This is a genomic window from Stutzerimonas nosocomialis (assembly GCF_005876855.1).
Taxonomy (GTDB): domain Bacteria; phylum Pseudomonadota; class Gammaproteobacteria; order Pseudomonadales; family Pseudomonadaceae; genus Stutzerimonas; species Stutzerimonas nosocomialis.
Window position 1 is genome coordinate 16,825 of record NZ_QLAE01000036.1, and the last position, 11,690, is coordinate 28,514.

12 protein-coding genes are annotated in these 11,690 nt (G+C 56.2%); 9 read left to right on the forward strand and 3 right to left on the reverse strand.

Going from position 1 to position 11,690, the window contains the following annotated elements:
• The first annotated feature begins 87 nt into the window (after positions 1-87).
• The 6 genes from DN824_RS18440 to DN824_RS22505 all read left to right on the forward strand — a co-directional run bounded on the left by DN824_RS18440 (position 88) and on the right by DN824_RS22505 (position 5,362).
• A complete protein-coding gene (locus DN824_RS18440; protein WP_170915900.1) occupies positions 88-513 on the forward strand; it encodes a TIGR03757 family integrating conjugative element protein in 426 nt (141 codons plus the stop codon).
• 41 nt (positions 514-554) lie between these two features.
• Positions 555-1,505 carry a TIGR03756 family integrating conjugative element protein gene (locus DN824_RS18445; protein ID WP_121498533.1) on the forward strand — a complete coding sequence of 317 codons (951 nt, stop codon included), beginning with the start codon at positions 555-557 and terminating at the stop codon, positions 1,503-1,505.
• A 46-nt stretch (positions 1,506-1,551) separates the two neighbouring features.
• Entirely contained in the window at positions 1,552-2,928 is a 1,377-nt protein-coding gene (locus DN824_RS18450; RefSeq protein ID WP_121498516.1) for an integrating conjugative element protein, read from the forward strand.
• A 13-nt stretch (positions 2,929-2,941) separates the two neighbouring features.
• Positions 2,942-3,277, forward strand: coding sequence for a hypothetical protein (locus DN824_RS18455; protein ID WP_041015696.1), 336 nt, complete (start codon positions 2,942-2,944; stop codon positions 3,275-3,277).
• A 10-nt stretch (positions 3,278-3,287) separates the two neighbouring features.
• Positions 3,288-4,814, forward strand: coding sequence for a conjugal transfer protein TraG N-terminal domain-containing protein (locus DN824_RS18460; protein ID WP_079329439.1), 1,527 nt, complete (start codon positions 3,288-3,290; stop codon positions 4,812-4,814).
• A 395-nt stretch (positions 4,815-5,209) separates the two neighbouring features.
• A complete protein-coding gene (locus tag DN824_RS22505; protein WP_158295399.1) occupies positions 5,210-5,362 on the forward strand; it encodes a hypothetical protein in 153 nt (50 codons plus the stop codon).
• 211 nt (positions 5,363-5,573) lie between these two features.
• Here the strand turns inward: DN824_RS22505 and DN824_RS18470 are convergent, their stop codons facing one another.
• A complete protein-coding gene (locus DN824_RS18470; protein WP_079329438.1) occupies positions 5,574-6,551 on the reverse strand; it encodes a tyrosine-type recombinase/integrase in 978 nt (325 codons plus the stop codon).
• Positions 6,544-6,702 carry a hypothetical protein gene (locus tag DN824_RS22595; protein WP_162962132.1) on the reverse strand — a complete coding sequence of 53 codons (159 nt, stop codon included), beginning with the start codon at positions 6,700-6,702 and terminating at the stop codon, positions 6,544-6,546. Before DN824_RS22595 ends, DN824_RS18470 begins: the two co-directional genes overlap by 8 nt.
• A gap of 187 nt (positions 6,703-6,889) precedes the next feature.
• On the opposite strand from DN824_RS22595, the gene DN824_RS18475 reads away from it, so the two are divergent.
• Together DN824_RS18475 and mobH are read left to right on the forward strand one after the other, a co-directional pair.
• A complete protein-coding gene (locus DN824_RS18475; RefSeq protein WP_079329437.1) occupies positions 6,890-7,228 on the forward strand; it encodes a DUF3742 family protein in 339 nt (112 codons plus the stop codon).
• A gap of 351 nt (positions 7,229-7,579) precedes the next feature.
• Positions 7,580-9,457 (forward strand): MobH family relaxase, encoded by a 1,878-nt coding sequence (gene mobH / locus DN824_RS18480; RefSeq protein ID WP_125884056.1) that lies wholly within the window; start codon positions 7,580-7,582, stop codon positions 9,455-9,457.
• 450 nt (positions 9,458-9,907) lie between these two features.
• Here the strand turns inward: mobH and DN824_RS18485 are convergent, their stop codons facing one another.
• Positions 9,908-10,867, reverse strand: coding sequence for a DUF6685 family protein (locus DN824_RS18485; RefSeq protein ID WP_241666736.1), 960 nt, complete (start codon positions 10,865-10,867; stop codon positions 9,908-9,910).
• A 151-nt stretch (positions 10,868-11,018) separates the two neighbouring features.
• Between DN824_RS18485 and DN824_RS18490 the strand changes: the two genes are divergently transcribed.
• A complete protein-coding gene (locus DN824_RS18490) occupies positions 11,019-11,660 on the forward strand; it encodes an SOS response-associated peptidase (protein WP_041013387.1) in 642 nt (213 codons plus the stop codon).
• Positions 11,661-11,690: the final 30 nt, after the last annotated feature.

The window sequence follows — 11,690 nt, forward strand, 5'->3', positions numbered from 1 at the left end:
TAGTGATTCGCGAGATTCGCATTGTTTGCGGAAAGGCTAACGGGATTGCGTTTGACTGTCCTCAAATGAACCGCGAGGTGCAGTCCAGTGGACCCTTTCCGAATCGCCCGATCGCTTCCAGCCAGCGTTGGACCCGTACTTTGCCTACTGGCCGGCTCGTGCCTAGCCGAGACGATTGTCGTTACGGACAGCCACCATCCTGTCACCAATGCCGGCGATGCCAGGGTTATTGAACTAGACCGAGCGGAGCAACTCACGAAAGCCCTGTCCGCGGGCCTGCCGACGAACCCGCAGCTAGCGACTATTTCAGCCAAGAAGAGGCTGTCCAGCGAAGAAGGACGCCGAATAACGGCAGAGCTTAGGCGGGCCTACCAGGACGTTGCAGACGCCAGAGGCCTGAGGGTCCAGAAAATACCCGCTGTGGTCGTTGACCGTTCCTTTGTCGTCTACGGGCTGGCGGATGTAGCTGCAGCCACGGAGCTAATCGACGCTTATCAAAAGGGGGCGAACTAGCTATGGCCCTCCTGAAGCTGAACAGGATTCGCCGTTCCGTGATGATCGGCGCCCTGGTGATTTCCTCACCGGTCCTGGCGATTGAAACATCCACCCTCGTGCAGTCTGCGCTGAGCGAGGATTGCATCGAATATCAAGTGGTCGGCATTTGCTTTTGGTTGCGATGCACCAACTTCGGCTGTGACGTCGAAACGTCGGTCAAGGTGCGGCACTTCATTCCTGAAACGGTCGTGTCCAGCTACTCAGTAACCGGTCAAAACCCATGGACTGAGGTTGCCTCGTACAGTGGTCCGACCGGGACGGCACAGGACGGCGGCAACAGCACGACCAACCATAAGCGCGAAAATGAGATGAGCATCTTCAAAAACGTCGATGTCATCGGTCACCCCGGCACTCTGCTCAACGAGTTCGCGCAGTCAACTGGGTACATCTGCGATAGCGCAACAATCCCCTACGTTCCCTATTTCTTGAGTGTTCTGGATACCACTGCATGGCGATTCGGCATTCCCGAGATGGCCTATCCCCAAGCTCTCACACCAGGTGTGCGGGAAGTTGGCGGGATATTCGAAGGCAACACGTGGGGCAACGTCTATCCGCGCGAAGGTTTCCTTCACCAGGTTGACGATCACAAGGCATCAGCAGTCATGGCTCAGCGTGCAGGCGATATCGTCACCCGCACCTGGCAACCGCATGTGTACCTACCAATCACTGCAGACGAGAAAGATGGGTATTGGCCTCCCGAGCCGATCGTGGAAGGCGACATTACCAACCACAAGTGGCAGGAGCTCGTACCGACATTGAGGGATACCTGTGCAGTCTTTCCTCACGACATGAAGCGCGAACAGGCCGTAGATGGTGGTTATGCATGGGCTCTCTGGCGGCCATATAGCTGCTGTGAGCGTAAAGGGCAGATCTTTCTCGGCAGCGTCGATTTTGCCCAGTCGGGCTCTGGTGGAACTGGGTCAGACAGTGATTCTGGCGAATCCGAATGACGATATTGAATCTCCGACAACGGACTTTGGAACAGTGAGGTTATCGATGAAAGGTGCCGGCACCCCTCCCCTTCGCTCCTCTCTGCTGGTTGCTTCGCTGGCGGTCGCAATTCTGACGATGGGAACAAAACCAGTATCCGCGGCCGAGTATGGGTACGAAGCCTCAGGCAATGTGATAGCTGATGATGTGCTGTATAGCGTCGGTGGTGGTAGCGCGGTCGGGATGGGGCGAGCGGGCAGCATGCGTAGTCTCGGTGTAGGCGTCGGCTGGAATAGCAGCTTGGTCTGCGGAAACATGAGTCTAAGCACTACCCTTCAGAACCAGTTGAACGGTGCTACACAGGGTTTCCAGAACATCATGAGTAGCGTCATTCAGAACGCTACCAGCGCAGTCGCATCGCTACCGGCTCTTATCATTCAGCGCGCAAACCCCGCGCTCTATAACCTCCTCACCAACGGCATTCTCCAGGCTCGGGTTGACTTCGATCGCAGCAAAATGACGTGTCGGGCAATGGCCGAGCGGATGGCCGACGCAGCCGGTCAGCAAATGGGCTGGGGCCAGATCGCGGAAGGGCAAGCGATGAGAGAAGCCATTCTTTCCTCTGATCAGGACGCGGTTTCTTCCGTGACCGAGGCAGAGGAGAGTCGCGGCCGTTACGGTGTTCCTTGGGTCGGTGGCCAGAACGCGGGAGGTGATGGCCAGGAGCCGATCCGGATAGTCAGTGACATCGCCAAAGCCGGATACAACCTCCTCAACGAAAGAGCTGTCATGGAAACCTCCTCGATCAGTGAAGAGGATTGTAACGACGGGCTAGTTTGTGATGCCTGGGAGAGTCCTGAGGCTGCAGCGGCATTTGCCGTTCGGGTACTTGGTGAAGAAGAGCAACAGACCTGCGAGGGCTGCACCAAGACATCGACCATTCCCGGGGTAGGGCTTACCCCGCTGATTCAAGAAGAGTACGAGCGAAAGCTGACGGCGCTGGAGAATCTGGTCTCAGGAAACACGGGAACAACATTGGAAAACCTGAAGGAAGCAAGCACTGCTTCCGTCCCTGTCACCCGACGTCTGATTGAGGCTTTACGCCAGGAAGAGGACCAGGATTTGCTGACGCGCCGGCTGGCTTCCGAGATCGCGCTGTCAAGCGTTGTTGAGAAAGCTCTCTTGCTGGTTCGTATTTTGTTCGCCGGTACCCGCGAACCAAATGTAGCCTCCAATGACCTCGCGCTAGCGGCGGTTGATAAGCAGAACCGCAGCCTGCAGCAGGATCTGGATAACCTCAAAACTGAGTTAGACCTGCGGCGTTCGCTCAGTGGAAACGCAGCGAAGACGATCATCGACCGCAACCTGGAGAAGCGTGAGAACTCTCGTGGCGTGTTCCAAGGTGACCCCGTGCCTGATCGTCTGCAGCAGATCGATCGATAGGGAGGCGACATAGATGGCCATCATGAAAATTCTGCGCTCTAGAGGCCTTTGGTTAGGTGTCGCCTCGATCATGGCCCTGTTTGTCGTCAGCCTGGTCGCCATGTCTTGGGGCGTGTCCGTGGTCGGCGGCGTAGGCGAGTGGCAGCGGATGCTCGAGGAAGCTGCGCCTCTCCTGTTTGTTTGGCGCTGCCTTGTCTATGCAGCAATGGTTTGGTGTTGGCTTTGGTTCAAACGCAAGCTTATTGAGCGCGACTCATCCGCAGAGGCACGTAAGCGGTTGCGCCGAGTAGAGATCGCGGTTGGCCTAACGGTAGTTTTGTTCGAGCTGGTTAAAGCCGGCTTCATCTAGGTACGAACCAATGACTCTCTACACGACGGATTACCTTGAGTACTTTCTAACGCTTGTGTCTTGGATCGTCAGCAATGGCATATGGGGGACGCTTGCGGACACGGGGCTTTTCGCTGTCCCCTTCTTCGTTATTGTCGTGCAGGAGTGGCTCCGCGCTCGTGCCGAAGGTGCCGATGAGGGCAACAAGGGCATGCTGTCCGCGTACAGGATCGAGACGCGGATCTGGGTTGCCGTTGTGGTTCTGATCTTTGCAGTCCTGCCACTCGTCACCGTCGACTTCTCCACGATCGAGTTCAATACCGAGCGAAGCAAACAATGTCAGGCATTCGTACCCACAGGCGAAGCGACGAAGAACCCTGAAGACACCGCCTATGGCGCGTCATTCTCTACTCTCAATGGGCAGAGCGCTAAGGTCCCGGTGTGGTGGTTCATGATGCACGCTGTGTCCCGTGCTGTGACCAGTTCCAGCATTGCCGCCATACCATGCGGCTTCGACTTGCGGCAGATGCGTATGGAGGTCGATACCACGCGCGTCAAGGATCCCCTTCTTGCGCAAGAAGTCGCTGACTTCACTCGAGACTGCTATGCGCCATCGCGTGCGAAGATGTTTCAGGATCGCCCGGAGCTCTCTGAGGAGCAGCTCTATGATGTCTCGTGGCCGGGGTCTAAAACATTTCTGGAGAGTGGGGACTACTACGGTACATTCAATTCCACCAAGCCCAGAGCTGACTGGCCTTATAGTGAGTCACGAGACGAGGGCCTTGCTCGTGTCGGCAGTGGTGGCGGCTACCCGACCTGCAGAGAATGGTGGGCTGATGAGAACATCGGGCTTCGTAGCCGTTTGCTCGGCGAGATCGAGCCGACCCTCCTTGAGCGCTTTAGCAACTGGCTTGCCGACCGAAGCCAGGAAGAGATCAACGACTCGCTTATTCGGGCTGTAGTCGCGCCCGCCCAGCAATCGATGACTTTGGGCCAGGTCTACGCTGATTACGGTGGGCAGGTCGGACACACATTGCCTAACGCAACAGCGCGGGTGGCCAGCGACATCGGCGCAGCTGCAGGAGCGTTGGCCTACTTTCCAGCGATGGATAAAGTCCGCCAGGCTCTACCGATGGTGCTTTCGTTCATCAAGCTGGCCATGGTCGTCTGCATTCCGTTTGTCCTGGTCATGGGGACGTACAGCCTGAAGACCCTTACTACCGTATCGATGATTTACTTCGGGATCTTCTTCGTTGAATTCTGGCTTCAGCTGGCTAGATGGCTGGATTCGACGATCATCGACACGATGTACGGCAGCGGCGCCCCGCACTCCACGCTCAACCCCCTGATGGGGTTGAACAACGCGACGGGGGACATGGTGCTGAACTATGTAATGGCCGCGGTCTTCATTTTCCTGCCCCTGTTCTGGATCGGCGCCTTGAGCTGGGCCGGCTTCGCCGCTGGGGGCGCACTGCAAGGGCTTCAGATGGGGACAAGCGGCGTGAAGGATGCTGGTGGCAAAGGGGGTGGCATGCTGATGAAAGGCGCTAAAGGTTAACCCTGGGTTTCCCCCCAAAAAAAACCCGCCTCGACCGGGGCCGAGGCGGGCCTGTTGCTGTGCTAAAACGATTCTTACATGAAGAAATCGTCAAAGCTGTCACGCATCAGGTCGTACAGGCTATACAGCCTCCACACCTTCAGCAGACCGCTCATAGTACGTCGCAAAAGCTTCATACTTGGCCCCTTGTAGCTGAGGCCAAACCTCCGGCAGCCCGTACCGGACAAAGACTGCCTTTGGATTCGCTACGTGAATAGACGCATCCGGTGAGGCGACCAGGTTGTGATCCCCTCTATGTCCGGGCCCAGTTTCTCAGGCTGAGCTTGAGGGGGCGAAGAATCCTGTCGACTTCTGGCTCCCCCATCCGGGGTCTAAGCTCGTAGTGAGCGACACTGATGATACCCGTTTTCGAATTATGGCAAATTGCTTTTTTTGCAGGGTCAATCGGCATGGTGGTCATGGTGGTGGTGGTGATGGATGGACTCGCTTCCGTACACCTGGTGACCACCACCATGGCGGTTAAGGGGTTGATCGGAGTTGCACCATGATCTAGGATGAGCCCACGTGAATAGACGCATCTGGTGTAACGGATGTGCAAGCGTTACGCCTCTCAACGTAACGCTTGGGAAAAACCGCCCTCTCAGGCGGTTTTTTTATGCCTGCACAAAAGCCGCACCACCAGCATGGTGGCCGTGACATGCTCGCCTCTGTGCCAATGGATTATCGGCGTGGTGATCAGCATGGTGATCAGCATGGTGATCAGTATTTGACTCGGAATGTAGGCGAGTCCTCAGGCCTCATCTGACGGCGATCGTAGATGCGCGTCGTGCTGATATTGGCGTGCCCCAGCCATTGTTGAACCTTGGCGATGTCGGCCTCGTGTTCAAGCGCGTTGGTCGCGGCCGTGGCTCGCAGCCCATGCACTCCGAGCCCCGCCACTTCGATTCCGGCCGCCCGGGCATACTCCCCCACCAATGTGTAAATGCCATTGGCCGACACGCCGGAGCCGGTGCTGCGACCGCGTAGCGGCATAAACAAGGGCGCTTTCTCCTGCTCCAGGTGATGACCTGACGCCTCGAGGTAGGCATAGATCCGCTCGGCTGCAACCGGGTGTAAAGGTAGGTACCGCAGCTTGCCGCCTTTACCGTGAACACATAAATGCTTGATGCCCCGACGTTCCTGCAGATCAGGGACGGTAAGTCGTGCTGCTTCCTCGCGACGAAGGCCGTGATACAGCAACACCGCGAGAATCGCCCGATCGCGCATGCCCTTGATTGTCGACGGATCAGGTGCATCGAGCAGTGCCTTCGCCTGGAAATCGCCTAGCGCCGGTGTTTTGCCTTCGTTACTTTCGATCTTCGGACGCTTCACCCCATGCACCGGGTTCCCGCCGGTGACGGCATTGCATTCAAGCAGGTGATCGAACAGGCTGGCCAGCGCCGCCAGCTTGCGCCGGATCGTCGCCCCGGCCAGGCCGCGCTGTTCGAGCTGACGGCGCCAGGCGAGGACATGCGCCCGGGTTACAGCTCGGAACTGGTCCGGGCTGCTGATACCAATGAAACTGTTGAAGTCCTCAATATCGCCCTGGTAGGCACGGCGCGTGCGCGGGTTGTCCAGGTTCGCAAACCACTCGGCCGCGGCTGGCACTTCGGCCAAGCCCTGGAACTCGGCTGCCGTGAGGCGGCGCTCACTTGCGACCTGCAGGACACCGGCTGGTTTCGCGATCAGATCATTCATTCTCGTTCTCGGCCATGCAGGCGCACAGCTCATCGTCGTCCTGGAAGATCATCAGGTCAGTGAAGTCGTCACCGATTCCGGATAGATCCTCGATCCATTTCACAGCCTGATAGGGAAGGCCACACAGCGGGCAAGTGTTGTCGTCGAACATGGGGAACGTCCTCTTGATGGGTTCCCCTCCCCATTGGCTATCACGACATGGCATAGCGCAATACCGTCGGCTCTGGGCGTCGTAAAAACTAACGATAACGTATTTTATCGTTATTTAATTGCTAGTGTGTGCCAAGAGCGCTACTCTGAAACTAACAGAGGAAAAAGCTTGACGTGAGGTTGCAGTTATGGCCGGTAAACAGCAGTCAGCGGCGATGCGAATCGGTGGGTTTGTTGGTCGCGCCTATCAGGGGTATGTCTCTGCCGAGGGACAGCTCCTAGGTCTCCTGCCAAGATCGATCGCGTTCACGATTCGAGTCGTCCTTCGAGCAGCAGTTGTTGCGACGCTGCTCTACTTCCTGTTTGTTCCAACCTTGCTCGTTCTGTGTGCAATTGGAGTGATCTCCAAGATCAGGGCCGGTGAGACGGTCGGGGATCTGGTGTCACAGCCAAGTTACTCGGAAGCAGAGCTGTTTGAAGGCAATGAGGGGTTCGGTCTCTACAAGGATGGCGCCCGAATCGGCTAAGCAGCACTGAACATCCCATCGGAGAAGCCCGCACGACGCGGGCTTTTTCGTATGGGCCGTTTTTAGGTGCTCATAAATAGGGTGGTCGGCCAGATCATCTTTTCCGTTGATCGACTGTGCGAAAAGGTAAAAGGTTGGAACAGCGGAAAGGGTAAGGGGTTAATGGAATAGGGCTTCAAAGGTAAAAGCCCTACCCTGAAAGGGTTACAACGACCCCCCTGGTAATCGCCTCAGAGGACAGATAACTCGTGAAAAGGCCAAAGGGCAAAGTGCAAAGGGGCGGCAGCGTGCCTTCGGCAGTGCCGTGTATGAAGTATCAGCCTGGACAGCGATATCTGCTGGAGTGCAGATATGCGTAGCCGAATGTTGGCGTGGATCCCATTCATTCGCGCGGCGCCGGCTGACAATGCGCAAAGAAACGCTGATGGTTTCGTTCCGTACATGTCTGCGGACGAGCTGCTTGCCACGCCGCGTCGGCAGTTGTTGCTCGAAAACATCTGGCACCGCACGTCGGTGAACCGGGATCAATTCAACAAACTCTACCTCGCCCCTATCAAGCGGTACGCGGAAATAGTCCAGCAGTTACCAGCATCCGAAAATCATCATCATGCCTACTTGGGCGGCATGATCGACCATGGCCTGGAAATCATCGCGTATGCCCTAAAACTGCGTCAGTCCTTCGTCTTGCCGGTCGGCAGCACACCAGAAGTTCAGTCGGCCCAGTCCGAGGCTTGGTCCGCGGCGGTTGTGTTCGCAGCGCTCCTGCACGACATAGGCAAGGTAGCAGTCGATGTCAAAGTACAGCTCCGCAGCGGTGATATCTGGCGTGCATGGGACGGCCCGATGAAGGAGGACTACCGATTCCAGTATGTGAAAGGCCGCCAGTACAAACTGCATGGGGCTGCTGCAGGACTGTTGTATACGCAGGTGATTCCTTCCGAGGTGATGAACTGGTTGTCGCAGTATCCAGAGCTCTGGGGTGCTTTGCTGTACGTCCTCGCTGGCCAGTTTGAACACTCCGGGGTTCTTGGGGACATCGTTGTAAGGTCTGACCAAGCGTCGGTCGCCCATGAGCTTGGCGGCAATCCAGACCGAGCTGTGGCAGCACCGCGTAACACGCTCCAGCGTCAGCTTCTCGATGGGCTGCGCTACCTGATGAAGAACGAGCTCAAGTTGAATCAACCAGAGGCTTCCGATGGCTGGATCACGGCCGATGCGATCTGGCTGGTTAGCAAGACCGTTTCGGATCGGCTGCGTGCTCACCTTCTCAGCCAGGGGATTGAGGGTGTTCCGGACCGCAACTCAACGCTCTTCAATGTCTTTCAGGATAACGGCCTGATAGTGGCGAATCCCGCTGGGAAGGCCATCTGGGATGCCGAAATCCTAAGCCCTACGGGGTGGAAGAACACATTCACATTCTTGAGGGTTTCGCCTTCACTCATATGGTCAGCTGGAGAGGATCGTCCAGAACCCTTCGGTGGATCGGTTCAAGTTCTAAATGAAGAACCTGCCGAATCAGAAAGTCCGAACCTAGCACCCCTCGCCCATGCGGCTGAGGATCTGGCCGAAAAGCCCAGCTGCAACGTTCAGCAAGGGGATGTAGTTGCGGTAGAGCCGCCAGTAACGAAACCTGCAGCAGCCGATGACCATGGCGCGCATGCCACTGAGATGGATGATACGGACTACCTTCTGGACCTGATGGATATGCGTGAAGCACCGATGACCTCGGTTCCTGCCCCGGCTATGCCGGGTAGATCCGAGGTCCAACCTGCGGAGCCGGAGGATCAGCCTGTAACTGCCCCGGCGACAACAATTGCCGGGCCGGCCGGTGGCACGCTGGGGCACCAGTTCATGCACTGGCTGAAGGTCGGTGTGGGCACCCACAAGATCATTATCAATGATGCAAAAGCCAAGGTTCACACTGTTAACGGCACGGCTTTTCTGGTGACTCCTGAAATATTCAGAAGGTATGCCCAAGAGCATCCGACGCTCTTCTCCGCGAAGGCTGGCGAAGGACAGCCCTGGCTGCAGGTCCAAAAGTCGTTCGAAAAGCTGAAGCTTCACGTTAAGAAGAACAACGGACATAACATCTGGACGTGCGAAGTCTTTGGGCCTCGGAAAACGAAAACACTGAAGGGTTATATGCTAAAAAAACCAGGCGACGTATTCACAACTGAGATGCTGGATAACCCCAACCTAAAACTTTGTGAGAGTCAGGACGAGCATTAGAGACATCGGATAGACCTTTGCCTGCGCTCTGACGTGGACTAGCGCCACGCGGGCAATAACTTGAGTCTGAGGAGACCTATATGCTGTGGAAAAAACACCTACCCCACTCTCGCCGCTATCAATATTTGGCGGTCCTAGAGGCTGAGGAAGTAGACAACGAAGGTATGCTTTATGGCCAAAGAGAGTTTCGTCTAAAGTTGGCCGATGGTTCGACTGTGAACCATACGTTCGAAGCGGACGAATATCAGCAATGGTGGTCCTCATTTCTGAAGGGCGGCCAAGTTGTTAACCCATAGGACAACGATAAGCCCATGAGTTATCGAAGAAGGCTTGAAAGGCTCTCAGCACTACCTTTGTCTGAGGCAGACGGCGACGCCTGGAAGCGCCGGATTGCACGGGACTGGGAGAAGCTGCCGCTGACTATGCGCATGTTCTTTCTCGCCTCTACCCTCATGAAGGAGGACTGACTTTGTTGATGAGTGTTTGTGATCGGGCGGCTAGGCCAGCCAAGTAAGCGCCTAGGTCTTGAAAATTGTTTTCCTTGAGGATTTTTGCAATCAGTGCAGAGCGCTTCTCCTTGAGCGGCAGGAAAATTGCGCAACGCTGGTGGTTATGTGGGCGAGGCAACGTCTTCCAATAGTACGTTGCCTTGAAGCGAGCCATAGCCCCCATAAACCCCAACCAGGCATCTGGCTCGTGCGACAACACGAATATGCCATATTCGCGTCTGAGCTCTGTTATTGCCTGCTCACTTAACCCATAGATTTTATAGGTTCCGGTCAGCTCAACCGGCTGTTCAAGCCGCGCCGCGATGTATTTGGCGGCCGCGAAGTGATGCGAACCGCCGGAGTTCATCAGAAAGACACGTCCGTCCCAAGCCCAAGTGGCGAAATAATCGTGATCGACGTGGCCGATGATTCGAATTTCAGGCCAAGCTAGATTCTTCGCCAACTTCTCCGGAGATATTTCGTCGATCAACTCGGTTGAGTTCCTTTCCACCATGTCATCCATAGTGGCGAACTCCTTGAGTTCGGATTTCGACGCGGCGAAGCCATCTACCTGTTGGATGTCGCAGCGCCACCGTTCGATCTGCATCTCGCTGCCGATGCGTAATAGGGGGCCGCATTCGATGCTAGTCGAGCCATACCGACCATAGGTGCGGCAGTGGGTCCATCCATTCAGCTTATCGCGATATATCCCACGCTCATAAATAAGAGATCCGAACTCGTGCCACCTAACAACAGCTCCTGCACCAATACCTTTTGCTGTTTCCTGGATGGGCGAGTTAAGTTCGACTGAGCTCTTAATCAACTTTATGAGCGTTGCAGGATACCCACAGTCCTCACGCACTGAGTCCCATAGAAATGTTCCTGCTCTGCGCCAGAATGGGAGGGACTGATCTATCGTCATGCATTCACCATGGTCGGAGGCTGGCGTTCAGTATAAGGATGTACCGCGTAAGCGGGGTGCCGCGAGAGATTGTCCTAACCCATAGATCCCAATCGCGAGGGTGTTGCGGGCCGCAACACCGAGCAGCACAGTGACGTTTAAGAGGTGTGTTATGTGCAGTCGTTACGAAGCCCCTACCCCAGGGCGACTCCGTGAAGAGTTTGGTGTCGAGTTCGATGCTCAGGGAAAGCTCGAATTGTGGCCAGGTTATGCCGGGCCGTTCCTGCGCAAGCCCCGCAATGTCGATCCGTACGATGACGCCGTGCTGCCATTTGAAGCTGAGGTGGGCGTGTTTGGGCTCTTGCCATTCTGGGCCGACAAGAAGCTGGCACGGTCTACTTACAACGCCCGTTCTGAGACAGCCTCAGTCAAGCGGTCATTCAAGGAGGCATGGAAGAAGGCTCAGCACTGCATCATTCCTGCGGTGGCGATCTATGAGCCCGACTGGCGAACAGGAAAGGCTATTCCTACCCGCATCTCCCGTACCGATGGCCGGCTGCTAGGGATAGCGGGCCTATGGGAGGAAAGGAAAACTGCTACAGGTGATAGAGAACTGTCCTTCTCCATGCTGACGGTGAATGCCGATGACCATGCGCTGATGCGCAACTTCCATCGCCCAGGGCATGAGAAGCGCATGGTGGTGGTGCTTCCTCAAGGGCTATATCAGGATTGGCTGACAGCTCCCGCTGAGATCAGCAGTGAATTCATGACCCAGTATCCAGCCGATAGGCTCGTTGCCGATCCCCAGCCTTGAGTTAACGGCATGGTGTCCACCTATCTGGTA

Coding starts and splice junctions, on each gene's coding strand:
- DN824_RS18445 (WP_121498533.1), top strand. CDS start 555: ATGATCGGCGCCCTGGTGATTTCCTCACCGGTCCTGGCGATTGAAACA.
- DN824_RS18475 (WP_079329437.1), top strand. CDS start 6,890: ATGGCCGGTAAACAGCAGTCAGCGGCGATGCGAATCGGTGGGTTTGTT.
- DN824_RS22505 (WP_158295399.1), top strand. CDS start 5,210: ATGATACCCGTTTTCGAATTATGGCAAATTGCTTTTTTTGCAGGGTCA.
- DN824_RS18455 (WP_041015696.1), top strand. CDS start 2,942: ATGGCCATCATGAAAATTCTGCGCTCTAGAGGCCTTTGGTTAGGTGTC.
- DN824_RS18485 (WP_241666736.1), bottom strand. CDS start 10,867: ATGACGATAGATCAGTCCCTCCCATTCTGGCGCAGAGCAGGAACATTT.
- DN824_RS18490 (WP_041013387.1), top strand. CDS start 11,019: ATGTGCAGTCGTTACGAAGCCCCTACCCCAGGGCGACTCCGTGAAGAG.
- DN824_RS22595 (WP_162962132.1), bottom strand. CDS start 6,702: ATGTTCGACGACAACACTTGCCCGCTGTGTGGCCTTCCCTATCAGGCT.
- DN824_RS18460 (WP_079329439.1), top strand. CDS start 3,288: ATGACTCTCTACACGACGGATTACCTTGAGTACTTTCTAACGCTTGTG.
- mobH (WP_125884056.1), top strand. CDS start 7,580: ATGCGTAGCCGAATGTTGGCGTGGATCCCATTCATTCGCGCGGCGCCG.
- DN824_RS18450 (WP_121498516.1), top strand. CDS start 1,552: ATGAAAGGTGCCGGCACCCCTCCCCTTCGCTCCTCTCTGCTGGTTGCT.
- DN824_RS18470 (WP_079329438.1), bottom strand. CDS start 6,551: ATGAATGATCTGATCGCGAAACCAGCCGGTGTCCTGCAGGTCGCAAGT.